Source organism: Gemmatimonadota bacterium, from assembly GCA_021295815.1.
Classification (GTDB): domain Bacteria; phylum Gemmatimonadota; class Gemmatimonadetes; order Longimicrobiales; family Gaopeijiaceae; genus JAGWBQ01.
The window spans coordinates 56,408-83,295 of record JAGWBQ010000003.1; the positions used below are offsets into that span (position 1 = coordinate 56,408).

The window sequence follows — 26,888 nt, forward strand, 5'->3', positions numbered from 1 at the left end:
GCGTCTGCGCGTCCTCACGAACCGCCCGATCGCCGTCCCGTGGACGGATCCCGGGGCCGGGCTCGGTCCACGCCTCTTTCCCGATTCAGATGTTCGGCCTGCTCGGCCCGCCAGTGCGCGATGCGCTTGTGGTCCCCCGAACGCAGAACGGCGGGCACCTCGTGACCGCGATAGGATGGAGGCCGGGTGTACGAGGGGGCGCTGAGCCCGCCTCGGTCGTAGAAGGAATCGGTCGAGGCGGCCTCGTGATCCCCCAGGGCTCCGGGAATGAGTCTGACCACGGCGTCGACCACGGCCAGGGCCGCAGGCTCGCCTCCCGAGAGCACGAAGTCGCCCACGCTGAGCTCCTCGGTCGCCAGGTGATCGGCCACTCGCTGATCCACGTCCTTGTAGTGCCCGCAGAGCAGGGTGAGGTCGGGTCGGACCGATAGCCGCACGGCGTCGTCGTGGCTGAAATGCCTGCCGCGCGCCGAAAGGAGGACGACGGCGCCGGCCTGTCCGATCTCGTCGACCGCCCGGAAGAAAGGCTCGGGCTTGAGCACCATGCCGGCCCCTCCGCCGTAGGGAAGGTCGTCCGCGGTCCGGTGCCGATCCCTGGCGTACTCCCGGAGATCGAGCACACGGTAGCTGACCAGTCCCGCCGCCGCCGCGCGCCCGAGGATCGAGAGCGAGAGGGGCGCGGTGAAGTACTCCGGGAAGAGCGTGACCAGGTTGATGCGCATCCGCAGGCCGCGCCTTGCCGCCCCAGGCGGTTTGTCCACCGGCCCTTACAGCTCCAGGAGACCTTCGGGAGGAGCGATCACCATTCGATTCTCATCGAGATCCACCTCCACTACGAATTCCGGTCGATAAGGCACCAGGCAGGGCCTGCTGCCTGTCCCGACCTGCAACAGCTTGCTCTCACCGACATCGAGCAGGTCCTCTACACGGCCCACTCGTTCTCCCGTACGGGTGACCACCTCGAGCCCCACAAGCTCGAAATGGAAGAACTCGCCTTCCTCGAGGGGAGCCAGAGCCTCGAGCGGAGCGAAGAGCAACAGGTGTTTGAGTCGGGAGGCCTCGTTCCGATCTCCGACTCCGGCGAAATGCACTATCAGGCCCTTGTTGGCCGGTTTCACCTCTCCCACGACCAGACGCCGCAAGTCTTCGGCCGAGTTCTCGTTCGCCGAGGCGGTGAGTTCGAACCCTTGGCGATATACCCAGTCAGGCCGGTCCGTGAGCGGATGGACCACGACCGCTCCGCGAGTGCCGTGCGGCCGTCCGATCCGCCCGACGATCAGCCGGGTCGGGCTATCCGTCAAGGTCGGTTTTCCCGTCGAGGCCGGAGCCGACAATCGGGAACACCGAGTCGAACCGGGCCGGTCGGCCTCGCGGCCGTAAGTATCAGGCCTCGGCCGCCCGGGCGGCAGCCTCCTCCGCCAGCATCTCGGCCTTGGTGCCTTCGCGCTCCTGGCTCTCGGCCTCGGACTCGACGTTTCTCTGCGGCTCGCCCACCGCCACAATACCGTCGCCTCCTTTGCGGGCCTTGCGGATGAGGGAACGCACCGTATTGGACGGCTGCGCCCCCCGCTCCATCCAGGAATCGACGGCGTCGAGGTCGATGACGAGTCGCGCAGGATGCGAAAGCGGCTTGTAGTAACCCAAGGTCTCGACGAAGCGGCCGTCCCTGGGAGAGGCGCCGTCGGCTACCACGACCCGGTAGTGAGCCTTCTTCTTCCGGCCCATGCGCCGGAGACGTATTCTGGTTGGCATGGTGAAATATAACGCGGCAACGAACGGACGGTAAGCGAGAGACTCGCAGCGCCGAACTCGCTCCGACTAATTTCCCCCCAGCAATCTTCCCGCACCCGGAATCCTCGGGCCGCCCGGCTTGCCGACCGACCTCATCATCAGCGGCATCATCCTGTTCATCTGCCGATACTGCTTGAGCAGTCGGTTGAGCTCGGCCACAGGTCTTCCGCTTCCGCGCGAGATCCGTACCCTCCTGGATGCGTCGATAATCTCCGGACGAGCACGTTCCTCCGGCGTCATGGAGAGGATGATGGCCTCGACATGCTTCATGCGTTTCGGATCGACGTCCTTGCCGGGGATCTTCATGCGCGAAGCGCCGGGAACCAGCTTGAGCACTTGGTCCAGGGGACCCATGCGCTGCACCTGCTGCATGGCCGAGAGCATGTCCTGGAGGGTGAAGCGACCTCCTTTCTTCAGTTTTTCCTCGAAGGCGCGCGACTCCTTTTCGTCGATGGCCGCCTGAGCCCGCTCCACCAGCCCCACCACGTCGCCCTGGCGGAGAATGCGGCCCGCCAGTCTCCTGGGGTCGGCGCGCTCGAGGTCGGAGATCCCCTCCCCGACTCCGACGAACTTGATCGGCCTCCCGGTGACGCCGAGTATGGAGAGAGCCGCTCCGCCGCGGGAGTCGCCGTCGAGCTTGGTGAGGAGGACGCCGGTGATACCCACCCGCTCGTTGAAGCCCTTCGCGATCCCGACCGCCTCCTGCCCCGTCATCGCGTCGGCGACCAGGAGGGTCTCGTGCGGTCGAACGGCGTCGCGGATCGCTTCGAGCTCGGTCATGAGGGCGTCGTCGAACTGGAGCCTGCCGGCCGCATCCACGATGAGGTAATCGCTGTCGCGCGCCTCGCGCCGAGCCAGCTTCGCGGCGGCCACCGGGTCTCCACCGGCTTCGCCGGCAGTGAATGACGCCCCCACCCGGCCCGCAAGGGTCTTCAGCTGCTCGATCGCCGCCGGACGTTGAAGATCGCATCCTGCAAGCAAGACCGATGCCGACCTGGAAGCCCCTCGTCCCTCCCGGACCGCCACGTGGTGCGCCAGCTTGGCTGCGCTCGTGGTCTTGCCGGAGCCTTGGAGCCCCACCAGCAGAATTACGGTGGGACCGCGTTTCGCCCGGGCTAGCTCGACTTCACCCGAACCCATGAGGGCGGCGAGTTCGTCGTGGACGATCTTGACGAGCTGCTGACCGGGACGGACGGCCTTCATCACTTCGCGCCCGACGGCCCTCTCCCTGACCTTCGCCAGAAAGTCCTTGGCGACCCTGAAGTTGACGTCCGCCTCCAGGAGCGCCCGTCGCAGATCCCTGAGCCCTTCGTCCACCATCCGCTCGTTGAGCACGCCCCGGCCGCGCAGGCGCTTGAGCGCACCGTCGATCCTGTCTCCGAGGTGATCGAACACGGAGGCTACTCCACGTAAATGATCTGCGACCTGCGAGCTCCCACCGACACCATCCGCACCGGCGCGCCGGTAAGCTCTTCCAGCCGGCGCAGATATGCGCGGGCGCGGGTAGGCAGTTCGTCCAGCCGTCTCGCCCCGCTCGTGGGCGCCTGCCAGCCCGGGAGGGTCTCGAACACCGGCTCCACGGTACCGAGCGCCCAGGTGTCTGCGGGAAAGCTATCGACGACCTCGCCGGTCGCCATGCGGTAGGCGGTCACGATCCGGAGCTGGCTCAAGGTGTCGAGCACGTCCAGCTTGGTGACCGCCAGGCCGGTAAGACCATTGACCTGCGCCGAATGTCGGGTGATGACCGAGTCGAACCAGCCGCAACGCCGGGGGCGTCCGGTGGTCGCTCCCCACTCGCCTCCCAGCTTCCGCACCCGTTCGTCCATCTCGGGATCGAAGGCGGACGGGAGCGGGCCCTCGCCCACCCGGCTCGTGTAAGCCTTGACGATCCCGACCACGTCGGTGATCGAGGTGGGACCGATGCCGGCGCCGGTGGTGGCTCCGCCGGCCGTCGTGCTGGACGAGGTGACGAACGGGTAGGTGCCGTGATCGAGGTCGAGCGCGGTGCCCTGAGCCCCTTCGAGCAGAACCCGCCCGCCCGCATCGAGCGTGGACGTGATCTCCGGCCCTACGTCGGTGGCAAGCTCCAGCAGGCGCGGCGTCAGCGCGAGAGCGGCCTCGGTCTCTTCCTCCAACCGGCGGCGAAGGCCGGACACGTCGACGCCTGAACGAGCGATTCTGCCGACAGCGCGTTCGAGCGCCATTCCCACCCGCTCGCGCAGCCGCGAGGGGTTGGCGAGGTCGGCCAAGCGAACGCCGCGACGTCCCGCCTTGTCCTCGTAGGCCGGGCCGATCCCCCGGCCGGTCGTGCCTATGGGCGTGCTCGCCGACTCCTCGGAAGCGTGGTCTAGAGCTCGGTGGTAAGGAAGCAGAAGGTGGGCTCGTCTGCTGACCCCGACCCTCTCGGACAGGTCTATGCCCCGTCCGACCACCCCGTCGTACTCCTTCAGGAACTCGACCGGATCCAGGACGACTCCGTTTCCCAACAGGCAGCGGGTGTCGGGATGGAGAACGCCCGACGGAATCTGATGCAGTATGAACTCGGCGTCATCGACTTGGACGGTGTGGCCAGCGTTGGCGCCGCCCTGGTAGCGAGCGACGACGGCGGCGTCCTCGGCAAGCACGTCCACGATCTTGCCCTTGCCTTCGTCGCCCCACTGCCCGCCCACGACCACCACGCAGGGACCGATCACGCTCTCGATCCGACAGTGCGCCCGACGACCCCGGCGGCCTCGAGCAGAGCTTTCATAGCCACCTTGCGCGGTGCGGCGAGCGGTCCGAGCGGACGTCGGGGCGCTCCCCCGACCATGCCCACCAGGTCGAGAGCGGCCTTCACCCCCGGTACGCCCATACCTGCCACGACCGCATCGTGCAAGGCGGTGACCAAGGCCTGCGCGCGCTCCGCCTCTTCGAGACCGCCGGTCCGGAAGGAGTTGGAGACGGCTGCGGCCAAGACCGGTGCGAAGGCCCCGACCGCGACGATGCCGCCTACCGCTCCCGCCTTCAGGGCGGGGAGGAGGATGCTTCCCGAGCCGACGAGCACCTGGAAGCCGTCGCCGCAGGCGGAGACGAGCTCGGTCGCCTTCCCGAGATCGCCCCGGGAGTCCTTGATCCCGACCACGTTCGGCAGCGTGGAGAGCTCGGCGACCACCGAGGTCGGAAACTCGATCGTGCTGAGCCGCAGCGGTACCTGGTAGACGAGGATGGGAATCGGCGCGGCCTCGGCGACGCTCTCGTAGTGGGCGAGCAGCGCCGGCCGGGTCATCGCGTCCCGGTAGTAGGCGGGCGGACTCACCAGTGCGGCGTCGGCGCCGGCCCTCGCGACCGAGGCCACCGCGGTGATCGCCGACCGCGTGGACTCTCCGGTCGCACCCGCGACGACGATCCTGTCGGGCCCGGCCACCGAACGGGCATCCCGCACGAGGGCGTCGCGTTCGTCGGCGTCGAGCAGGACCGACTCGCCGGTGGATCCGCCGACGAGGACCCCCGAGACGGGCTCCGCAAACCACGACTCCAGGTTGTGGACGAAGCCTTCGCGGTCGACCTCCTCGGTCACGGGGTCGAAGGGCGTCGGGACCGCGAGGTGGGTACCTGCGAGATCGATCATCGGAGTGCCGGCTTGTGAGTGGTGGTGGAATCCGGAGATGAGAGGCCTGTCCGCGGATGACTAGCGCGTTCGTGTCGCTGCGGGATCAGGTCGGGTAATCGCGGCCGGCCCGGTCACTGTGGGGAGAGGAACCGCGCGTCTCCAATCGATCCCCATCCTGCTCCGGACCTCGGCGATTGTCGCGCCAGCGACGGCCCGGGCCCGTTTCGCGCCGTCTTCGAGGATTTCACGAACCCGCGACGGATGTTCCCGGTAAGTCGCGGCTCGCTCCCGGTAAGGCGTGAAGGCCTCGCTGACGGAATCGGAAAGCGAGCGTTTGCACTCGACGCAACCGATCTCCGCCTTGCGGCAGGCCTCGCCGATCTCGGTGCGTCGTTCCTCGTCGGTGAAGTGCGCGTGCAGAGCGAAGACGTTGCACACCTCGGGATCGCCGGGGTCGCTCCGTCGAACCCTCTTGGGATCGGTAACCGCGGTCCGCAACCTCTTCCGGACCTGGGGAGGCTCCGCCAGTATGCCTATCGTGTTGCCGAGCGACTTGCTCATCTTGGCGCTGCCATCCAGACCGAGAATGCGCCCGACTTGCCGGCTGATTAGCGGTCTGGTAACGGGAAAGGTCTTTCCGTACGCGGCGTTGAATCTGCGCGCGATCTCCCGGGAGAGTTCGAGATGCTGGCGCTGATCCTCCCCTACCGGGACCCCGTCCGCCTTGTAGAGAAGAATGTCCGCGGCTTGGAGGATGGGATAGTTGAAGATGCCGGCCGGGACCGACTCGAATCGGCTCGACTTGTCCTTGTACTGCGTCATGCGCTCGAGATCTCCCACCGGGGTCACCGCGTTGAAGAGCCACGCCAGTTCGGTGTGCTCCTTTACGTCGGACTGCACGAAGATGATCGCCCGTTCGGGGTCGAGGCCCACCGCCAGGTAAGAGACCGCCAGATCGAAGACGTTGCCCGGAAGGTCTGCGGGATCCCCGCCTGCGGTGATCGCGTGCTGGTCGACGATGCACCAGACGCAGTCGTACGCTTCCTGCATCTTCACCCAGCGTCGCAGAGCGCCCAGATAGTTGCCCAGGTGCGCCTCGCCGGAGGGCTGCATGCCGCTGAAAATCCGCTCGCGGCGCTGACTCGGCGGAGCGGCGGCTTCGTCGTTGCCGGCAGGAGCCGGTCTGGGTTGCGTGGATTCGGCGGACATGATGGGGGTAGGACCGGCCGTGGAACGGTTGGGGCGCGGGAGCGTATCTGATTCTCGCACCCCAAAAGCTAGCCTTCCCCCGCCAAAGTTGGTATCCCGGCAAGCGCCATGCGAAGCACCAGGTTCTCCACAGGAAGACAAGCGACGCTGACCGCGGTGGTCGCCGTCCTCTTCGGACTTGCTCCGAACGCCGCCAGCCTCGATGCGCAGAACATCCGAGGTTTCGTCTTCAGCGAGGAGTCCGGCGGACCGTTGGAAGGCGTGACGGCTCGCCTCCTCGACCAGGAATACGAGGAGATAGGAGTCGCGACCACCGACGTGCTGGGGCGTTTCTCCTTCGACGTCCCCGGCCCCGCGAACTTGACGGTGGTCGTCGAGTACCCCGGGTATCTCGCGGCGCCGCAGGAGATCGAGGTCTCGGCGCTTCCTCTGGTCATGACTTCGGTCACCATCGGCATGGCGTCGGGCAGGACCGATGTGGCGGCGGAGGCGGAAGGCGACGCGAGAACGGCATTCCTGCGCGGGAAGGTGATCGACTTCGCTTCCGGTGACGGTGTGGAGGGAGCCGCCGTCAGTGAAGCCGGTTCGGGGAGGACCGTGCTCACCCGCGCCGACGGGCGCTTCACCTACGGCGAGCTCCAGCCCGGTCCGATTCTCGTGCAGGTGAGTCGCATAGGTTACCAGACCCAGGAGTGGAGCGTCGAGGTGATCCCCGGCTCGGACTACGACGCCATCATCCCTCTAGGGGAAGAGGTCATCGAGCTCTCGGGAATCGACGTCACCGTGCGCTCCCGAGCGGTGGCACGCCGTCTGCTGCCGATCTACGAGCGCATGGAACGCGGACTCGGAGGACGCTTCCTCACCGCTTCCGACTTCCAACGTCGCGGCTATCAGAGCGTGGGCGCGAGCATCCAGGGACTCCCGAGCGTGAGGGCGCGGCAGGCGGGGACGCGCTGGCTCGTGACCTTCAGACGCGGCGTGACCAACTTCGAGGCGGGCTGCGATCCCGAGGTCTGGGTGGATGGCATTCGGGTGTCCCGCTCGGGACAGTACTCGGAGGACTTCTTCGCCATGAACACCCTCGATGTCGAGATCATCGAGCTCTACCCCAGCCCGGTGAGCATCCCCGCCGAGTACGGAGCCGGCGCCATGTGCGCCATCGGCATCTGGACCAAACGGGGAGGTTAGTCCCTTCCCGGTTCGCCTCCGGGCAGCCTCGGCCGACCGAATCTACCTCCGAGCCCGCCGGCGTTTCGACTCCCCCGGTTCAGGAACGCTCCCCTGGCCGCCAATGGCGCATTCTCCGGTTTCTTCGCATTATTCGCAGGGGGTCGCCCCGACCCCGCGCCGCCCACACCTTCCCCGAGAGGACCTTATCGTGAAAGCCACGCCACTCATTCTGCTGACCGCCCTCACGTTCAGCGGCCTGCCCGCTTCGGCTCAGGAGGTGGAAGCCGATTCCGCCGCAGCCTCCGACACCACCGAAGCCGAAGGCAAGGAATACAGCGACGTAATCACCGAAGATGCCGTCACCAGCGAGGGGCTCTTCGACACCCACATGGTCGACGGCGATCTCTTCTACGAGATCCCGAACGAGACCTTCGGGCGCGAGATGCTCCTGCTCACCCGCATCGCCCGCACTCCGGACGGCGTGGGCTACGGCGGTTCGAAGGTCAACACCTCCACCGTCCGCTGGCAGCACGACGAGGCTCGCGACAGGGTCCTGTTGAGACTCGTCAGCTATCAGAATTTCGCGGACGACACCACGGCCATCTCGGAAGCGGTGCGCAATTCCAATTTCGAGCCCATCGTCATGGCGTTCGACATCGAAGTGATGAACGAGGATTCCTCGGCGGCCGTCATCAACGTCACCGATCTCTTCACCGACGATGTGGTCCTCATCGGGCTGCAGAAGTTCAGGCGAACGGCCTACTCCGTCCGCCGTCTCGACGGCGACCGGACCTACATCGTCAGAGCCACAGCTTTCCCACGCAATGTCGAGGTACGCCGCGTGGTCACTTACGACGCCACGGAGGCCCCCTCCAACGGGCAGTCCAACACGCTCTCGATGGAGATGCATCACTCGATGCTCATGCTGCCCGACGACCCGATGGAGCCGCGCTACTGCGATGAGCGGGTGGGCTTCTTCTCCACCAGTCAGACGGACTACGGTCTCGACGAGCAGCGGGCGCGCTCCGTCTGCTTCGTCACGCGCTGGCGGCTGGAACCGAGCGAACCGGAGGCCTACGCGCGCGGCGAGCTGACCGATCCGGTCGATCCCATCGTCTACTACATCGATCCGGCGACCCCGGAAAAGTGGGTGCCGTACCTGAAGCAGGGGGTCGAGGACTGGCAGCCGGCCTTCGAGGCCGCAGGTTTCAGCAACGCCATCGTCGCCCGCGACGCGCCCAGCCCCGAGGAAGACCCGACCTGGCACCCGGAGGACGCGCGCCACTCCGTGATCCGCTATCTCGCCTCCGACGTCCAGAACGCCAGCGGTCCGCACGTCCACGACCCGCGCACGGGCGAGATTCTGGAGAGCGACATCCAGTGGTATCACAACGTCATGAACCTCCTCAGGAACTGGTACTTCACCCAGACCGCGGCTGCAAACGAGGCGGCTCGGGGAGTGAAGTTCGACGACGCCGTCATGGGCGAGCTGGTCAGGTTCGTTTCGGCGCACGAGGTCGGTCACACCATCGGATTGCAACACAACATGCAGGGATCTTCGAGCTACACGGTAGCTCAGCTGCGCTCCCGCTTCGTCTGCGACAATGGCGTCGCGTCCTCGATTATGGACTACGCCCGCTTCAACTACGTCGCACAGCCCGGAGACGACACCTGCTTCGACCCGGTGGTGGGACCGTACGACCGCTTCGCCATCGAGTGGGGATACCGGCACTACCCCGGCACCGACCGCAACTCCGAGCTGGAAGGTCTCAGGGAGATGGTGGTCGAGATGCAGGAAGACCCGATCTACCGTTTTTCCAGCCCCAACGGCCAGGATCCGACTTCTCTGACCGAAGCGATCGGCGACGACGCAATGGAGGCCTCCGACCTCGGCATCCGCAACCTGCGCCGGATCGTGGAAAACCTCCAGGACTGGAGCTATGAAGAGGGCGAAGACTACTCGCAGCTCGAGGAGCTCTACGGCAACATCATCTCGCAGTGGAGCCGGTACACCGGGCACGTGGTGGTGAACGTGGGCGGCGTGGTGACGACGCGAAAGCGCCAGGGCCAGGAAGGCGTGATCTACGAGATGGTCGACGCGGAGGATCAGCGCCGAGCGGTCGATTACCTGGCGCAGCATGTCTTCCGGACTCCGGAATGGCTTCTCGACGCCGACATTCTGCGACGCTTCGGCGGCTCGGGAGTGCCGGACAGGATCGGAGCCTCGCAACGCGGCGGACTCGTCCAGCTTCTCAACTTGGCTCGAATGAAGAGGCTCGTCGAACAGGAAGCCTTCCACGGCTCGGACGCGTACTCGCTCGGCGACATGCTCGACCACACCCGCGAGGCCATATGGTCGGAGGCCATGTCGGGCGGTTCGACCGACACCTACCGGCGCAACCTGCAGCGCGCGTACGTGGACCACATGGCGGGCCTGCTCGAAAACGAGGAGGCGAGAGCGAGCGACATCGGCCCGTTCGTCAGGGGGCAGCTAATGACTCTGAGAGAGGAACTGGAGGCGGCCGCGGCTTCGACCGATCACCGGGCGACCCTCCTCCACTACAGGGACTTGATCGCCAGGATCGAAGAGATTCTGGACATGGACTGAGCGCCCGGGGGATCAAGGCGCCCGTCCCGGTCCGGTTGGCCGTTGGGGCGACCACGCCTTGCAATGCCAAGAGCGGGCCCGGGCGCGAAGACCCGGACCCGCTCCGCGGACGGTAGGACGGGTTGACTTCCCGGCCTCCCTCCGAAGACCTTCAGAGGCGTGTCGCTACGAAGCGATCTCGATGCGGCGACTTCTGGCCTCGCTCGACTTCGGCAGCAGCACGGTCAGCACACCCTGGTCAAGAGAGGCCTTGGCGTCGCTCGCGGCGATGGAACGTGGAAGGGCGAACGCACGGCTGAATTTCCCGAAGCGCCGCTCGTCGAGGCGGACGCGCTCGTTGTTCTCCGACCCGGTTTCCGCGTCTCCGGCGCTGCCCAAGATCGTGCCGGGACGCTTCTCGCCCTTGATCGTAAGCACGCCGTTTTCCAGCTCGACGCTGACGTCTTCCGGACGAAGCCCCGCTAGTTCGACGTTGACGACGACGTTGTCGTTCGTCTCCACTACTCCGACGGGCGGGGTGAAGGCGACGGAGCTCTCGATGCCGTCGCCATGCTCGAAGAGTCGTCCGAGGCGGTGGGGCAGGTCCGTGAACTCCTTGAGGGAGAGGTGGGGGGTGAGGGGGTAGTTGGCAAGTGGCATTTCGTCCTCCGGTCGATGACCGCGGCTGGGGTGATCCGGGCCCGGACCTAGGAGCGGTCGGGCGCCGACCCGGTCCGCTTGCAACCCCTGTGCCGGCCCTGAGCACGTCCTGCCGATCACCGCGCTGCAAGACCTGGCCTCTTTGACCGAAACGTCAGTCCGCAGAGTATGTCACAGCGGCCGACCCCGCCGGAATGGCAGCAGCGACGGTATGTCGTACGCCGGGGCATCCCGATCCCAGGCCGGTCCGACGACCGTGATCCCTTCGACATGACGGATTATTGCCCTACCGAAGACTACGTTTAGATTGATAGCATATGGTCCGACTACCGGCCGATACCGACGAGGTAGCAGGAGGCGGGTATCTCGTGACAGATCAGGAGGATGTGGTGACACCACCGGACAGGCGGTTCAATAGTTTTTCAGATCTGCAACGAGTGGTTGGCGGCGGGAGGCCACCAGGCGTCGAGACTGTGAGCGAAGCTTCCCAGGGTTCGGGATTGAAGGTCGACGCTCGTCTTTCTCCGGAGTCTCCACCGGACACCGTCGACCGATGTCGCGAATTTCTGATGGGCGAGTTGCTGAAACGCCTTCCGGGCGCTGCTTCCGCCGATCTTGAACGCGGAATCCGACCCGGTTTCCGATGTGAGGAGCAGGGCGCCGACTCGCTCTGCACGGTCAGGGTGGTCGAAGGGCTGGAGGATCAATGGATGGCCAGGTTGATTCTCGCCGGGAGCGAGCGCTGGGTCAGCGAAGTTCGGGTATCCGCTACGCCCGACTCCGACCCCGTCGTCGGCTTCAGAGCGTTCACCCGCGAGGCGGTGCCGGGACCGGATCCGAGGATCGTTCCCGAAATTCTCGCGTCGGTGGCTCAGGAATTTCCTTTGCTCCTCCACGACCAGCCGGTGTCGTCCCGACCGACCCACATAGCCAGCCATGCCGAACTCGACTTCCTTCTCAGCTATCTGCTCGACCCTGAACGCAGGCTTTCGGCAGTGGTCGCGACTATCCCGCACGAAGGCGAGGATCCCCTCCCCTCGCGCCGACGCGTGGACGCTCTCGCTCGGAACCTGACCGGAACGGCGACCGTCTTTACGTTGGCAAGTCGGTGCACTTACTTGCTCTCGGACAAGGTCGGCAAGCAGCGCTCGGTCTACGGGGGCGCCTGGCGTCTTTATCTGCCCGGCTTTTCCCCGATGTCGAATCAGTACCACCACCCGCTCTATCTGGGAGAGCGGGTCAGGACTCCGGGAGGCGCCGCCCACATTGAAGAGAAGATTCGCAGGGAGATCCTCGCCGCAATGCCTCAACCGCCGGAGCCCGACCCGGATTTCGGCAAACTCAGAAGGAAGGCCGAGGCGCTCGCCCCTGCCCCGCCTCCAAGCCGCAGACGGACTGCCGGGGTGCGTGCTACGGCCTCCAAGTCGGGCTTTTTCGCCCGCTTCCGGGAGCTCTTCCGAAGGCGCGGCGGCCCGAAGACCCCGACGGACGGTCACACCGGCACGGCGGACAACGTCACCGGAGCGGTGGCCGTCGCGGAAGACGGAACGGCTCCCGGACTCGCTGCGCAAGAAGAAGCGCAGCCGGCCCGACCGCCAGCCGCAGCCCGGGGCGGCGGAGCCTCCCGACCTCGCCGCCCCGGCTCCCAACGCTGGAGAACCAAGGCATCGAATCTGCGGAAGGAGGTCCTGGCGGCGACCAAGGAGCGCGACCGAGCCACCGAGCGTCTGCGAGAGGTCCTCAAGCTGGTTCCGGTCCTCGGAGAGAACGCGGATGCGTCCATACCCTTTCCCATCGAATGGAGCGAACTCGCGGACTGGTGCGAGGAGCACTTCGAGCAACGCCTCGTCCTGCTGCCTTCGGCCCGGAGCTCGATCGGGCGGGCGCTCTACAGCGATGTCGGCATGGCCGCGCGTTGCATCTTCTGGCTCGCGACCAGCTATCGGATCGGACGTCTCCGGGGCAACGCGCCCGACCTGAGCGGCGCGATCGACGAACTGCCCGGCGTGCACAACCAACCGTGCGGAGGCGACACTTTCGACGTGCAGTGGAACGGCACGAGCCGTAAGGTGGAATGGCATCTGAAGAGCGGGGGCAACACCCGCGACCCGGGCCGTTGCCTGCGCATCTATTACCTTTGGGACCCAGTTTCCAGGAAGGTCGTAGTTGCCGACATGCCAGCGCACAGAAGATCGGCGGCGAGCTGAGCGGCCGGCACGCATACCAGCCGAGCCAGACGTGTTCCAGAACCCCGAGATCGATCCCGCTGCACTGACTTCCCCGGAAGACCTGACCTGGAGGCCGCTTCATCCGCGTTTCGCTCTCCGGCTTCAGGTGGGAAGGCTCGTGTACCGCATTCCTTTCCTGATCAGTGCGGCCGCCCTCCTGCCACTGGCGCCTCTCGACGGTCTTCCGGCCTGGGCTGCAGAGCTCGCACCCCGGGTCGGCGTGGGCGTGTGGTGCATCGCGATCATATTGTCGGTGCGCGACCTGGCATGGCCCATGGTCGAGGTTCCACGACGCGGATACGTGCTGCGCTCGCACGACATCGTGTTCCGCGCGGGCGTGCTCTGGCGTTCGGTCGTGGCGGTGCCCTTCAGCAGGATTCAGCACACCCAGACGCATAGCGGGCCGCTCGACCGACGCTTCGGCATCTCGACGCTGACAATCTGTCCGGCCGGCGTTGCCACCCACGACCTCGAGGGACTGGCGGCCGACACCGCGGAGGAACTGCGGGCCTACATCTCCAGCCGGATCGAGGCCGAGCCTCCCCCGCTTCCGGCCCGGGTGTCCGACGTGTCGCGCCTGCCCGCCGCGCCCATGTCGGACGCGGATCCGAGCCCGGACGTTCCCGCCGATCCCGATCCGCCCGCAACGGAGGCCTTCGCTCCCCGAGACAAGCGGTGACGACGGTACCCGTGGAGGTATGGCGGCGCACCTCGCCGCTGGCCGCCGTCTACTTCCTCGCCGGGGTGTTCGGCCGAACCACAAATCTTCTGCAGGTCGGCCCCGTGCTCGGCTTCATCGGCTTACGCTACCGGGAAAACCCGGAGTTAATCGTGATTCTGCCTGCGCTCGCGCTGCTTGCGGCAGTCGTCGCCGGGCTCCGCTACTGGTTCTTCCGCTACCGACTAGAATACGACCGCATACTCGTCCGGCAGGGCGTTGTGAAGCGCACCGCCCTCAGTCTGCCCTTCGAACGCGTGCAGGGGGTCAAGGTGAAACGCTCCCTGATAGATCGTCTGTTCGGCCTCGTAACGGTAAGTCTCGACACGGCGGGAAGCAGGGAGACCGAGTGCCGGCTCCCCTGCGTCACCGTAGATGTGGCCGAATGGCTTGAAGCCGTTGTCGAGGGCGAAGAGCTCGACGACGCTTCCGCAGTCCAGACCGAGTCGCCGCTAGTCGAGAACGCCGGAGTGTCGGTTCTCGCTCGGCGGACACTTCTGAAGCTGGGAGGACGCGACATCGCCCAAATAGGGCTCTCCACCGCCGGACCCACCGTCTTCGGTGCCTTGGTCGTCGGGGTAATGATAGTGCTCGCGGTTGAGGCCCGGCGACTCGCCGACACTGTCTCAAGCGGGGAGACGTCCGTGGAATCGTCCTTCGGGGTTGCCGTGACCTTCATTGCCTCTTCGATAGTCTACATCGGCATGATGGTTTTCCTCCTGCCGATGAACATAGTCCGAGCCTGGCTGCGTTTCCACGATTACGCGCTCTCGGCGGAGGGGGGCACGTTGAGGGCGCGAAGCGGTCTTCTCACACGGCGGACCGTGGTCGTCGGTCTGACGAAGATCCAGGTGCTGCGCCTCAAGCAGACTCTCTTCTTGCGCGGGCTCCGGAAAGCCGCTCTCGAATTACGGCCCGTGACCCTCGACCAAACGGCGGCGACAGAGGTGGGCTGGGGCGAGGAGGTCACGGTGTTGGGCGTCCCTCTCGTTACCGAGTCTCAGGCCGAGGAGCTGAGAGCGGTGACCCTAGGGGAGGAGGGTCCGGATCTGACCCTGCTTCCCGGCGACCCGCGCCACCGAGCGGTGTCCGCTCACTATCTTTGGAGCTTCGGGTTCCGTTCAGCCGTCGCAGTACTGGTAGCGAGTGCGGCTCTGCATTTCGTCAGCGAGCTCTCACCTGTTCTCCAAGCGTTGCTCGGGACCGACCCCGGCGGCCTGGCCTTCAGGGCCGTACCCGTCCTGGCGGTAATCTGCGGGCTGGGCTGGCTGCGCTGGCGCAATTTCGGGTACTTTCACGACGACGACGGGATGGCGATCAGGCGGGGCACGCTGGGACGCAAGGTCGACGTCTTCCTTTTCCGCAAGACCCAGGCGGTCACTGTCAGGCAGTCGTTCATCCAGAGATGGTTCGGGCTGGCGACCCTCCGGGTCCAGGTCGCAAGCGGGGACCTGTCCGTGCCCTATATCCCCATGATCACGGCTCGGACCCTGCGCAACCATATGTTGTGGTGCGCCCAGACGAGCCGGGTGCGGTGGCACTAGTAGCACTAGACTGGACTAGACTAGTAGGCGGCGACCTCCCTATCGTCAACTGCAGGAGTGCCGAGCTCGTCGCTCGCGCGCGAGGTTGGCCGCGGCTGCAAAGCTAGTTCACCACGGGTCCCACCACTCGGCGAATCGTGACCGCGATGTCCCGCGCTACGAAAACTCGATCCGGCAGGACCACGACATCCCTGACCAGGTTCCCTCTCGTGTGAAAACCCTCACCGCCTGGAATGACGAAGGAGGGATCGTCATCCTGAAGCGGGACCGTGAACGCCACCGGTCCAGAGCCAAGGCCGGTGGACGCGACCCACAGCCTGTCCGCCATCAGCTTCGCATCACGCAATGGTCTGATTGTTGCCTCGGGAATGTCGGCCATTCGGATCGCATCCGCAATGGCGCGCACTACGGTCGCCGGCATCGGAAGCTCCGTCAGCGACTCGATGGTCGCGCCATCGTCACTCACGGCAGCCAGCCAGCCGCGCAGCACCGGCCCGTTCAGCAGGACCGCAACCTCACGATCACCTAACGGAGCCAGAATCCACCCCAACCACCGCTCTTCAACACCGGCCTTCGCAAGTGCGTCCGGAACATCTGTGGAGTTCGTCACGACGACGGGTCCATCACCCTCGACTCGCATCAGCAGCCCCTCGATCTCAGCGAAGAGTCGGTCTGGCCGCGGTTGCGTCGCTACCTGGACCGAAGGGACAAGGACCATACCGTCGCCGAGGGGTGCGAAGGTGAGCGCAGGCATGTCGGTCATGGGTCTGGTTTCCGCGACCGTCCCGTCATCCATGAAAAGCGTCAAACGGTGTCTGTCGAGGACCCACACCCCACCTGCGGTTGGCCGTATGGAGTTGGGGAGCTCGAGCTCTCCAGGCCCCTCGCCTTCGCCACCGAACGTTGCCAGATGGGTACCGTCGAGCCCGATCCGATGGACCTGCTCGAAGCCGGGGTCCAGGACATATACGGACTGCCCGTCCGCCGCCAAGGCGAGTTCGCGAACCCTTGCCAAAAGGGGGCCGCCCGGTGGAGGATAAACGGCGATGGTGTCGCCGAGCTCGAGAATCGTCTGGGGTGCCTCGGATACCGATCCGACCTGAGGCTCGGGCTCCGCGCAGGACGTCAACGCCGTCAGACCCAGAACCGGTAACACCCCGACGCATTGCGGCCGCCGGGATGTCCGAATTTCGTGGTCCGACACGTGTCGAATCTGCACGAGATCTAGTATCTCCTTATGGAGATCGGCCAGTGCGGGAAGGAGTGTATGGATCTGAATCTGGATGAGTGTGGCCGGATTTCGGTGTTGAGGCAGGTAAGCCCGAGGAACGCGCTGACGCCTGCAGCCGGGGGGCGGAGCGGCCCTGCTTTAGCTTAACCCAATTGAACCCCAATGCCAGATACCCGATCAGAAACCGAGCGGGTACCCGATAACCATCGGTCGCAATTCCGCCCAGCCGAACGCATGACGAGAGCGGAGCGTATGCCCCCGAATCTGCCTCGGCGTGCAGCCGTGAACCTACCCCGTCACGGCCTCCCCGATCGCCACGGTTCCGTAGGCGATGAGCGCGAAGCGGATGATTCTCCCGGCTGTTCCCCCGACCAGAAATCCGGCCAGCGGGAGTTTCACGACTCCGGCGGCCAGCGACACGATGTAGAAGGGCGGGAAGCCGGTGAGCGAGCTCACGAACACGAGACCCCAACCTCCGGCGCGGACCTTCTCGACCCGGCTGGAAGCCTTGTCCATGGCCTTTCTGGCCCGAGCGGGAAGGCGATCCGGCACCCAGCGCGCGAGTGCGTAGAGGAGGGCTTTCGAGACCATCTGGCCGATCGAACTGGCGATCGTCAACGGCCAAAGATCCGAAGGCGAGGCGACCACCGCCGCTCCAAGGATGACCTCGGCGTTGAGGAACGGGAGCAGGCCGCTCCCGATGGAGGCGACGAAGACCGAGCCGATCAGCTCGAGGTTCACTGGTTGCGGTCCACGGCGGCGAGAGCGAGTCGGGCGGCGGCGAGCGCGGCGTCTCCGCCTTCGACCAACCTGATTCGGACCTCCTCCCGGCTTCGGATCTCATCCCGTGCGGCGTCCCGCCGGCGTGGGTGGCTTCGTCCGCGAGCCGCCAGGCCGTCCACGACCAAGTTTCTCAGCGGGCCTCCTTCCCCAACGAGTCCGCCAACCAATGCCAGCGGAGCCGGCTCCATCCACGGCCCCGACCGCCGCACCGCTCGACGGGCGAGCTCGGTCAACGCGGCCCGCGCGTCCTCGACTATGGCCTGGGCCGCGTGGTCGCCTTGCTCATACTCGCCGAAGACCAGGGGCGCGAGGTCGGCAAGATCTCTCCGCGTGGCTTTCTCGGCCCAGGTGACGATGTTCGCGTCGCCGAGATGCCCGGCGACCCTATCGGTGAGGGAGGTCTCGGGGTCGCGGCCGTCGGTGGCTCGGGCGACCGCCTTCAGCGCTCGCATTCCTATCCAGCAACCGCTCCCGGCGTCGTCGATGGCAGGCCCCCAACCTCCCACTCGAAAGCGGCGATACCCGCCGGGAGCCTCCGGCGAGGTGCGCCTAGCCAGGGCCACCGACCCGGTCCCGGCGATGACGACCACTCCTTCGCCGGTCCCGAAGGCCGCGTGCAAGGCGGTATCCGCATCGGTTCCGACCGTCACGCGCTGCGCCAATCCCGTCGAGCGGAGCGCCTCTTCCAGTTGGCTCGCCACCCCTGCCCTGCCGGCTCCGGCGACTCCCGCCCAGAGCGAAGCGGCCGGAAGCTCGGCTCCGGCTCGGTCGACCGCCTCCCGCACCGCCGACTCGATCGCTTGCGTCGTGGGAGCGAGATCGTTCGAGGTCGCCGCCGCCCCGCAGGCGTGGGCGGAGCGGGCCAGCAGGCGTCCGTTCCTGTCGAGCACGACGGCCCGGGCGTTCGAGGCTCCGCAGTCCAAGCCGACGACCCAGGTCAACGACGCCTCCTCCTTGCCGCCATCCGGGGGAGCAGGGCCATGACGGCACGGCGCAGCGCGCCGACGCCCGTTCCCACGAGGAGGGTGACCGTCGCACCGACGGGCACGTACCAGGTCCAGGCGACGTCGGTGCTGAGCCAGATCCAGACGACGAAGCCGAGCCCGGCGCTCATCCCGACGATCGCGGTGCGCTGCCCCGGGCGGCGGGTGAGAATCGCGAGCAGGAACGCCCCCAGCAGCGCACCGTAGACAACGCCGGCTATCGCCAGCGCCACCTCCACGGCCGAGCTCTCCCGACCCAGGGGGATGAACATGATCGCCCCGACGGTGAGCAGTCCCGCCCAGACCGTCGTGAAGAATCGTCCGGCCCGAAGGATGCGTCGGTCATCACCTGCGGCACCCGCGAGAGGCGCCCAGAAGTCGTAGGCGGTGGCGGAAGCGAGCGAGTTGACCGACGACGAGAGAGACGACATGGCCGCTGCGAAAACCCCGGCGATGAGCAAACCGCTGAGGCCGGCAGGCAACTGCTCCACGATGAAGAGCGGGAAGATCTCGTCGCTCGCGCGGAAGCACCCACCGGCACCTACGTCGCAGCCACTGTAGTACGCCCACAACCCGATGCCCACCAGGAGGAAGAGCGCGAACTGGACGATCACCGCCGCTCCGCTGCCCACGAGGGCCTTCTGGGAGGCGCGCAGGTTCCTGCACGTGAGCAAGCGCTGCACGATCAGGTGGTCGGTGCCGTGCGAAGCCATAGCGAAAACCGCTCCGCCCAGGACCCCGGCCCACACCGTGTAGGTGGCGTTCCAGTCGGGCCACGGCACGTCCCAGTCGAGCAGTTGCAGCTTGCCGGCCTCCCCGGCGGACGACAGTATCTCGCCCCAGCCTCCGGCGACCATGAGCTCGAGCGCAACGATCGCGACCGCGGCCCCGAGCAGGTAGAGCCCCATCTGCAACGCGTCCACCCAGATCACCGCCTTGATCCCCCCGAAATACGTATAGACGAGGGTGAGGACCGCGATCACCGCGATGGACGCCGAGTAGGGCAGGCCCGTGATGAGCGCGAGCGGGATCGCCGTCGCGAATAGGCGCACGGAGTCGGCGAGCAGGCGAGTGACCATGAAGATCGCCGAGGTGAAGCGCCGGGTCCCGGTGCCGAAGCGGCGTTCCAGAAGTCCGTAGGCCGTGGTGAGCTCGCCCTTGCGGTACGCGGGCAGGAAGACGAACGCCACGACGATCCGTCCCAGGAGGTAGCCTGCGGTGAGCTGGAGAAAGACGAGGCTCCCGAGGTAGCTCACGCCCGGAATGCTCAGGAAGGTCAGGGTGCTGGTCTCGGTCGCCACCACCGAGAGCATGACGAGCTTCCAGGGCATGGCGCGAGCGCCCAGGAAATATGAGGCTCCGTCGCGTTGGTTGCGCCCCAGCCACGCGCCCCATGCAGTCACCCCGGCCATGTAGACCACCAGCACCGCCACATCGAGGGCTCCGAAGCCGCTCACGGTGCAAGTCCCCGGGTTCCGGTCACCTTGTAGGCCTCCATGGCGAAGTATGCGGGCAGACCGAGCGAGCGCATCTCTTCCGCGGTGCCCCTATTGCGGTCCACGACGCGCTGCCAGAACTCGCGGGGGTCGTGGCCCGGGAACGGCGCGCTGTCCTTCTGGGATTCGTGGCGGAATATCGCCTGCGTCTTGAGATGGAGCTCCATGTCGGAGAGGGGGGTCAGCAGGTCGGCCTCGGAGAGACTCCACTCCTGCCACGCTCCCCGATAGAGCCAGAGCTCGGGCTCCGGTCCTTCGTAACGGTCCAGAGCCTTTTCGACGGCCTCCAGACACATGCGATGCGTCCCGTGCGGATCCGAGAGATCGCCGGCGGCGCAGACGATCTCGGGGTGAACCTCCGCGAGAACACCGCGCACGACCTCCACATCCTCCGTGCCTATCGGGTCCTTGCGCACCGTGCCGGTTCGATAGAAGGGGAGGTCGAGAAAACGGGCGCTCGACGAATCCACTCCGGTCGCCTCCAGCGCCGCGACCGCCTCGGTCTCCCGCACGATCCGCTTCAATGCCTGCACCTCCGGCGCATCCGCGTCTCCCGCCCCCTTGGCCCGAAGCAGTTCGCAGACGCGGCGAGCGAGATCGGAGGCCGCTTCCTTTCCCATGAAGCCGAGTGCGGCCGCGGAACGTTCCACGAAGTCGAGATAGCGCCGGATTTCGTGATCGAAGACCGCGATGTTGCCCGAGGTCTGGTAGGCGACGGTCAGGAGGTTCTCGTTCTGGGCGAGCTTGCGCAGGAGCCCACCCATCGATATCACGTCGTCGTCGGGATGAGGGGAGAATACCAGAATACGTTTCTCTCGGGGCAGCCTGCTCTTCCCTCGAATCTTGTCCGAGAGCTCGTTGAAGACCCTCCCGTTGAGCTCACCCGCGCCGTACCTCGCCACCAGAGAGCTCAGGTGGTGCTCGCGATAATCGTCCTCGGAGAGGTGCAGAATGGGTTTGCCAGCTCGACTGCTGAGCCAGATCACGGCCTCCGTGACGCGCTCGGAGCGCCACTCGACAGATCCGACCAGCCAAGGCGCGCGAGCGCGCGTAAGATCGGCTGCGGCTGCGGGATCGAGATAGACGGTCGCGCGGGGGTGCTCCTGGAGATATGTGGCGGCGACGTCGGGGTGCGGCTTCCCTTCCACCGCTCGACGGACTATCGGCGCCTTGTGCTCGCCGGTCGCAAGCAACGCGATCTCGCGGGCCTCCAGAATGGTGGCCACACCCATGGTGACGGCTTGGGGAGGCACCGCCTCCTTAGTGAAGAAATCTCCTGCGGCGTCGTTCCGAGTCACCGAGTCGAGATAGATGAGCCGGGTGCGGGAGTCTCGTTCCGACCCCGGTTCGTTGAAGCCGATGTGACCGGTGCGACCGATGCCGAGCAGCATGAAATCGATTCCGCCTGCTTCGGCGATCCTCCGTTCGTACTCGGCGCAGTGAGCCTCTACCTCAGTCGCCGGCAGGTCTCCCCTGGGGATGTGGGCGTGTGCGGGCGGTATCCCCACCGGACCCCAGAAGTTTTCACGCATATAGCGCCGGTAGCTGTGCCTGCTCTCCGGCTCCATCGGATAGTATTCGTCGAGGTTGAAGGTCACCACATTCGAGAAGTCGAGCCCCTCTTCTCGATGGATGCGCGCGAGCTCGCGGTAGACCCCGAGCGGCGTCGACCCCGTGGCCAGACCGAGAACCGCCTTGCGCCCCTGGGCCTTGCGCTCCCGGATCACTCCAACTATCCGGTCGGCCACATGAGTCGCGACCCGGTCGTGGTCGGAGAGTGTCCGCACCCGGACTCGCTCCCTGCTCCGTCGGGGGGTGCTGCCGGCGGAAGGTGGTGTCGTGGGCATGGGTCGAATTGGCGTGGCGGGTCGCTTCCGTCAGCGCGACCCTCGGGGTTCGACCTCGCGGTCGTCGACGGCGAGCGCCGCCGCATCGTGAACCGCGCGCCTTAGCGGAACGTGGCGGGAGTTCTCCCGGGTGGGGTGCACCCGATTGGTCAGCAGCACGACCCAGAGCTCGAGTTCCGGGTCCATCCACAGCGAGGTCCCGGTGTAGCCGGTGTGTCCGAAGGAGCGCAAGCTGAAGTAGTCGCCGGCCGAGGATCTCTCGGACGGGGTGTCCCATCCGTGGGCGCGGGTCGAGGTGGAGTCGAAGGCCCGCGTGAATAGGGCGAGCGTCCCCTCGCCCACGACGCGCCGCTCCTCGTTTCGTTCCACCGGGCACGGCTCTCCCGCTATCCTTCCCGGGACGCAGGCAGGCGCGCTCCCGCCGTCGAGCATGACGCGAGCGAAGACGGAGAGGTCGACGGCGGTGCTGAACAGACCGGCGTGGCCCGCGATTCCACCCATGGCGTCGGCGTTCTCGTCGTGGACTCTGCCCCAGACCAGCTCGCCCCGCCAGTCCTCGTCGAATTCGGTCGCCGCGATCCTGGGGCGGAGACCTGCGGCAGGGCGGTATCTGGTGTCGAGCATACCCAGCGGCTGCCAGACCCTGCCTTCCAGAAATCGATCGAGCGGCTGTCCGGCTACCTCCTCGATCACCCAGGCGAGCGTCATCACGCCGATGTCGGAGTAGACAGTCACCTCTCCCGGCGGGCCGTCGAGCGGTTCTGCGGCGGCGGCGTCCTTGTAGGCGTCCACGCCCGAAAGCTCGGTGAACCAGCGGCGGAAGGGCGGCAGTCCGGTGCGGTGGAGCAGGAGATGCCTTACCGTGACCTCCCGCTTGAGGTCGTCACCCTCGGCCCACCAGGGCAGATAGCTCACCACGGGTTCGTCGAGCTCCAGACGACCTTCGTCCACGAGGATCATGGCCGCAGTGGTGGTTCCCACGACCTTCGACACCGAAGCCAGATCCCAGATCGTGGTCGGCTCCACCTCCCGACCGCTTCCGTAGGCGAGCTCGCCGTAGCCGGCCAGTTTGACCAGCCTGCCGCGCCTGCCGACGGCCACGGCCATCCCTGAGGCGACCGAGTCGGCGATGCCGGCCTGCATGATCTCGTCTATGCGGTCGAGCACCGTGCCGGACATGCCCACGGTCGCCGGGTCCGCGACCGTCACCTCCTGTGCGCGTGCCGCCGCCCCCGATCCGCGGGCCACGATGCCGGCCGCCACCAACGGGTCCTCCACGTCGACCCTGCCGACCGGCGGGCGCACTGCCTCCCGAACGAACCCGTCACCGATGGCCAGATCGGGCGGAATGGCGATGGGCAGCCTGCCTGTGACGGCCTCCTCGCCGAAGAGGGCGCGCGCGACGGCCCGCTCGGAAGCCGCATCGTCTCCCCAGGCGATCAGGTGGGTGGTGACCGCAGGCAACGCCCGGGCGAGATAGGGACTCCGCAGCGAGACGAGTATCGTCGGTCGCTCGCGAGCCGAGCCGTTCACCAGATCTCGGAAAGGTGCGGGCAGGGCGTCCTCGTCCGAGCCCCGCGACGGATGCACGTATACCGAAACCAGGGCGCGGTCGGCCGCCGCCAGGAGGGAGGCCGCCCGGCGGTAGGCGGCTTCGTCGCTGCGTTCGTCGAGCTCGACGGTGGGAAGGTCGGGCAGGCGGTCGGCGAGCGCCGCGTCGAGCGCGCGACCGGTCCAGAGCCAGCTGGAGCGCGTGAACCGAACGTGTACGGTTCGCTCGGCGCTGACGCTCGATAACGGAACCAGCTTTTCCGCGTCCCGAGCCAGCGTGATGGACCGAGTCGCGACGCTGTCGGCGAAGGCCAGGTGTTGGCCCGTGCCGACGTGCGCATCCACCTCGTCTAGCGATACGAAGCGGTCGCGATGGAGACCCAGCCTGGCCTTCAGGGTCAGAATCCGGCGCACGGACGCCTCCACTCTCTCTCTCTCGACGCGCCCGGTTTCGACCGCGGCCACCACCGCCGCGATAGCGGTTCCGACCTCCTTGGGCGAAAGAATTACGTCGGATCCGGCCTCCAGCGAGCGCACTGCGGCCTCGCCGACCCCATAGCCGTCGGTGATGGCCCTCATGGTGAGCGCGTCGGTGAAGAGCACGCCTGTGAAGCCGAGCTCGGAGCGAAGCAGATCGGTCATCACCTCGGACGAGAGGGTTGCCGGCGGCCCGTAGGGACCGAGCAGCTCCGGGAGCGAGACGTGTGCCGTCATCATGGCGTCCACCCCCGCCTCCACCGCCCCGACGAAGGGGACGAGTTCGAGCGAGTCGAGTCGAGCGCGGTCGGCATCGATCACCGGCAGCCCCACGTGGGAATCGACCGAAGTGTCGCCGTGGCCGGGAAAGTGCTTGCCGGTGGTGAAGGCCCCTCCCTCCCGAGCGCCGCGTACGAAGGCCGCGCCCATGCGAGCCACGAGTCCGGGCTCGCCCCCGAATGCCCGCGAAGCGATCACCGGGTTGTCGGGATTGCTGTTGACGTCGAGTACCGGTGCGAAGAGCAGGTGTACGCCGCTCGCCCTGGCCTCCACTGCGGTGACTCGTCCGTATTCGTGCGCGAAAATCTCGTCTCCGACGGCCCCGAACGCCATCGTGGGCGGGAAGGAGGTCCCGCCGCCCTGCGGCAGCATGGACGGGAGAGCGAAGGAGCCGTTGATGCGCATGCCCGGACCGCCGTTCTCGAAGTCGGCGGTGACGAGAAGTGGAATCTCGGCCCTCTCCTGGAGGGCGTTCAGCTTGGCCACATAGGCATGCGGCGTCCCGATGGACGGGACGACGCCGCCGATTCGGTCGTGAGTCACCCAACGCTCGAGGGCGGCGAAGTCCGGGCTCGTCGGTGCGGCATATCCTCCGGGTATCCATTCGATGACGAGCTGACCGACGAGCTCCGGCAGACTGAGCTCGGCCATCGTGCTCTCCACCCAGCGCTCGCCGTCCCTGTCGAGCTCCGGAATCGGTCCCGCCTCCGCGACCCCGACCGGCGAACAGGCCCAACCCAGCGCAGCCGCGGTCGCAAGCGCCCCTGTCGCCTTCATCATCGTTCCCGACTGCCCTTCGCGGGAATCATCACTCCGTCGCCCGTGGAATAGAGCGGAGGGATCGCGGTGGGAGTGCGCCCGACCACCTCGATCTCGCCCAGGAGCGCGCGGGCCGCAGCGACCTGGTTCACTCGGGCGCCGCTCCATGCCAGCACGTAGGCTCGCACCTGCGGAAATTCGGTAACCAGATACGGATTGCCGAACGACACGAGTATGTGCGGCTTCCCGGACTCTCGCAGATGGTGGATGAACTCCACCGTCTCATCCGGAAGCGCCACCGTGCCCGAGTAGGAGACCGCGGCGACGTAGGTGCTGACGATCACCAGCGACTGATTCGCGACCTGACGTCGAAGCGCGCCGTAGTCGGCGGCCGTGGCGTCGGCGTCGATGTTGACCGTAGCGAGCCGTCTATAGGTCTGGCCGAGCCTCCGGTTGAAGTAGCGACCCGCCATCACGTCCGAGCTCCGCCGGAAAGTGACGGACGTGACCCTGGCCGTCGGCGTGCTCAGGAGCGGCAGCATCTCACGGCCATCCTCCACGTTCTTGAGGACGGTGATCGAGCGCTCCGCTATCGCCCGAGCGACCTCGTCGTGCTCTGGAATGCCGACGCGCGCAGCGACCTCGCCGATGTCGACGGTCGCGACCCGCTCCAGTCCCAGTCGGGCCTTGAGCCCGAGCACCCGGCGCACCGACGCGTCCAGCCGTTCCTCGCTCATCCGCCCCGAGGTCACCGCCTGGGCGATCCCGGCGATGGCCGCCTCGGGCGAGGGAGGCATGAGAATGATGTCCGAGCCAGCCTCCAACGCGCGCACCGCCGCTTCGCCGCCGCGATGAAGACGGGTGATCGCGCCCATGTCCATCGCGTCAGTGAACACGAGGCCGTCGAAGCCCATGTCGCGGCGCAACAGATCTTCCAGCACCTGGGGTGCGAGGGTCACGGGAGCTCGCACGCCCTCCGAGAGCGCCGGGATTGCGATGTGGGCCGTCATCACCGCACCCATGCCGGCATCGACGGCGGCCTGGAAGGGCACGAGCTCAACTGTCTCCATCCGCTCGCGGGTATGGCTGATGACCGGGAGGGAGAGATGCGAATCGGTGTCAGTGTCGCCGTGGCCCGGGAAGTGCTTGCCGGTGGCGACGGCTCCGTGATCTTCGACTCCCCGCACGAAGGCGCTTCCCAGTCTGGCCACCCGTTCGGGATCGTCGCCGAACGAGCGCACGTTGATGATCGGGTTGTCGGGGTTGTTGTTGACGTCGAGCACCGGTGCGAACGCCACGTGGATGCCCACGGCGCGAGCCTCGACCGCGGTGATCCGCCCCATCTCGTAGGCGAGCTCCTCGGCGTCGGCTGCCCCCAGCGCCATGAGGGCGGGAAAATCGGTCGCGCCTCCCAGGGAGATGGTTCCGGGCATCTGCACCGCCCCGTGGAGTCGGAATCCGGCGCCGGTCTCGAGGTCGGCCGCGACCAGGAGCGGGACATCGGCGACCTCCTGGAGGGCGTTCAGCTTGGCGGCCACCTCCGTGGGCTGCCCTACCGACATGATGACCCCGCCGACCTTGAGGTCCTCCACGTACGAGGTGATTCGGGAATGGCTCGAGCTTCCTACCGGCGCGAAATCGCCCAGCACGAAGGGCATGACGAGCTGGGCCGCCTTCTCTTCCAGGGTGAGCGACGCCATCGTGTTCTCCACCCAGCGGAGTCCTGTCTCCGTAGCCCCGGCGGAGGTGGAGGACACCCCGCTCTCAGCCGTTCGCCCGACCGCTGCGGGTTGGTTTGGAGCCGGGTTGGAAACCTGACCTGGGTTGTTCCCGGTCGAGGGAGTGCGGGGTGGACCCGCCTGGCGCGCGGAGCAGGCCGTGACGAATAGGGCGCAGATCAGTGCTGGGAAGCGGTGGCTCATATCTGGGAGGCCCCTCCGGGGTGCGGCAAGGGTGTGGTCGCCGGTCGGCGGATTATGTGGACTT

At 66.7% G+C, this 26,888-nt stretch carries 20 protein-coding genes; 5 read left to right on the forward strand and 15 right to left on the reverse strand.

Features of this window, described 5'->3' with window-relative positions; all coding sequences use genetic code 11:
• Window positions 1-14: 14 nt before the first annotated feature.
• The 7 genes from trmD to trpS all read right to left on the reverse strand — a co-directional run bounded on the left by trmD (window position 15) and on the right by trpS (window position 6,589).
• On the reverse strand, window positions 15-722 hold the full coding sequence (trmD, locus tag J4G12_01875; GenBank protein ID MCE2454550.1) for a tRNA (guanosine(37)-N1)-methyltransferase TrmD: 708 nt from the start codon (window positions 720-722) through the stop codon (window positions 15-17).
• A gap of 45 nt (window positions 723-767) precedes the next feature.
• Window positions 768-1,301 carry a 16S rRNA processing protein RimM gene (gene rimM, locus J4G12_01880; protein ID MCE2454551.1) on the reverse strand — a complete coding sequence of 178 codons (534 nt, stop codon included), beginning with the start codon at window positions 1,299-1,301 and terminating at the stop codon, window positions 768-770.
• Window positions 1,302-1,383: 82 nt separating this feature from the next.
• Complete coding sequence (gene rpsP, locus J4G12_01885; protein ID MCE2454552.1) at window positions 1,384-1,752, reverse strand: 30S ribosomal protein S16; 369 nt, start codon at window positions 1,750-1,752, stop codon at window positions 1,384-1,386.
• A gap of 66 nt (window positions 1,753-1,818) precedes the next feature.
• A complete protein-coding gene (gene ffh / locus J4G12_01890) occupies window positions 1,819-3,186 on the reverse strand; it encodes a signal recognition particle protein (protein MCE2454553.1) in 1,368 nt (455 codons plus the stop codon).
• 5 nt (window positions 3,187-3,191) lie between these two features.
• On the reverse strand, window positions 3,192-4,481 hold the full coding sequence (locus J4G12_01895; protein ID MCE2454554.1) for an adenylosuccinate synthase: 1,290 nt from the start codon (window positions 4,479-4,481) through the stop codon (window positions 3,192-3,194).
• Window positions 4,481-5,398: a dihydrodipicolinate synthase family protein gene (locus J4G12_01900; GenBank protein ID MCE2454555.1), complete on the reverse strand. Its 918-nt coding sequence runs from the start codon at window positions 5,396-5,398 to the stop codon at window positions 4,481-4,483. Before J4G12_01900 ends, J4G12_01895 begins: the two co-directional genes overlap by 1 nt.
• A gap of 60 nt (window positions 5,399-5,458) precedes the next feature.
• Entirely contained in the window at window positions 5,459-6,589 is a 1,131-nt protein-coding gene (gene trpS / locus J4G12_01905; protein MCE2454556.1) for a tryptophan--tRNA ligase, read from the reverse strand.
• A gap of 156 nt (window positions 6,590-6,745) precedes the next feature.
• Between trpS and J4G12_01910 the strand changes: the two genes are divergently transcribed.
• Both J4G12_01910 and J4G12_01915 read left to right on the forward strand, forming a co-directional pair.
• Window positions 6,746-7,777 (forward strand): carboxypeptidase regulatory-like domain-containing protein, encoded by a 1,032-nt coding sequence (locus J4G12_01910; GenBank protein ID MCE2454557.1) that lies wholly within the window; start codon window positions 6,746-6,748, stop codon window positions 7,775-7,777.
• 103 nt (window positions 7,778-7,880) lie between these two features.
• Window positions 7,881-10,367, forward strand: a complete 2,487-nt coding sequence (locus tag J4G12_01915) for a zinc-dependent metalloprotease (protein ID MCE2454558.1) — start codon at window positions 7,881-7,883, stop codon at window positions 10,365-10,367.
• A gap of 165 nt (window positions 10,368-10,532) precedes the next feature.
• Here the strand turns inward: J4G12_01915 and J4G12_01920 are convergent, their stop codons facing one another.
• The gene (locus J4G12_01920; protein ID MCE2454559.1) at window positions 10,533-11,006 is read right to left on the reverse strand and encodes an Hsp20/alpha crystallin family protein; all 474 of its coding nucleotides are present in this window, start codon (window positions 11,004-11,006) and stop codon (window positions 10,533-10,535) included.
• A 569-nt stretch (window positions 11,007-11,575) separates the two neighbouring features.
• On the opposite strand from J4G12_01920, the gene J4G12_01925 reads away from it, so the two are divergent.
• Genes J4G12_01925 through J4G12_01935 form a run of 3 tightly spaced genes read left to right on the forward strand, consistent with a single transcriptional unit; the run spans window position 11,576 to window position 15,496 of the window.
• Window positions 11,576-13,213 carry a hypothetical protein gene (locus tag J4G12_01925; GenBank protein ID MCE2454560.1) on the forward strand — a complete coding sequence of 546 codons (1,638 nt, stop codon included), beginning with the start codon at window positions 11,576-11,578 and terminating at the stop codon, window positions 13,211-13,213.
• Between the two features lie 31 nt (window positions 13,214-13,244).
• On the forward strand, window positions 13,245-13,913 hold the full coding sequence (locus J4G12_01930; GenBank protein MCE2454561.1) for a PH domain-containing protein: 669 nt from the start codon (window positions 13,245-13,247) through the stop codon (window positions 13,911-13,913).
• A complete protein-coding gene (locus J4G12_01935) occupies window positions 13,910-15,496 on the forward strand; it encodes a PH domain-containing protein (GenBank protein ID MCE2454562.1) in 1,587 nt (528 codons plus the stop codon). Before J4G12_01930 ends, J4G12_01935 begins: the two co-directional genes overlap by 4 nt.
• Before the next feature lie 103 nt (window positions 15,497-15,599).
• Here J4G12_01935 and J4G12_01940 read toward each other — a convergent pair whose 3' ends face one another.
• The 7 genes from J4G12_01940 to J4G12_01970 all read right to left on the reverse strand — a co-directional run bounded on the left by J4G12_01940 (window position 15,600) and on the right by J4G12_01970 (window position 26,659).
• On the reverse strand, window positions 15,600-16,652 hold the full coding sequence (locus tag J4G12_01940; protein ID MCE2454563.1) for a hypothetical protein: 1,053 nt from the start codon (window positions 16,650-16,652) through the stop codon (window positions 15,600-15,602).
• A gap of 363 nt (window positions 16,653-17,015) precedes the next feature.
• On the reverse strand, window positions 17,016-17,468 hold the full coding sequence (locus J4G12_01945) for a VTT domain-containing protein (protein ID MCE2454564.1): 453 nt from the start codon (window positions 17,466-17,468) through the stop codon (window positions 17,016-17,018).
• Window positions 17,465-18,451 carry a hypothetical protein gene (locus J4G12_01950; protein ID MCE2454565.1) on the reverse strand — a complete coding sequence of 329 codons (987 nt, stop codon included), beginning with the start codon at window positions 18,449-18,451 and terminating at the stop codon, window positions 17,465-17,467. The genes J4G12_01945 and J4G12_01950 overlap by 4 nt, the downstream gene beginning before the upstream one ends.
• Window positions 18,448-19,905 (reverse strand): sodium:solute symporter, encoded by a 1,458-nt coding sequence (locus tag J4G12_01955; protein MCE2454566.1) that lies wholly within the window; start codon window positions 19,903-19,905, stop codon window positions 18,448-18,450. Before J4G12_01955 ends, J4G12_01950 begins: the two co-directional genes overlap by 4 nt.
• 41 nt (window positions 19,906-19,946) lie before the next feature.
• Window positions 19,947-21,836: a glucosamine-6-phosphate deaminase gene (locus J4G12_01960; protein ID MCE2454567.1), complete on the reverse strand. Its 1,890-nt coding sequence runs from the start codon at window positions 21,834-21,836 to the stop codon at window positions 19,947-19,949.
• Window positions 21,837-21,866: 30 nt separating this feature from the next.
• Window positions 21,867-24,920, reverse strand: a complete 3,054-nt coding sequence (locus J4G12_01965; GenBank protein MCE2454568.1) for a serine hydrolase — start codon at window positions 24,918-24,920, stop codon at window positions 21,867-21,869.
• Window positions 24,920-26,659 carry a hypothetical protein gene (locus J4G12_01970; GenBank protein ID MCE2454569.1) on the reverse strand — a complete coding sequence of 580 codons (1,740 nt, stop codon included), beginning with the start codon at window positions 26,657-26,659 and terminating at the stop codon, window positions 24,920-24,922. Before J4G12_01970 ends, J4G12_01965 begins: the two co-directional genes overlap by 1 nt.
• Between the last annotated feature and the right edge of the window lie 229 nt (window positions 26,660-26,888).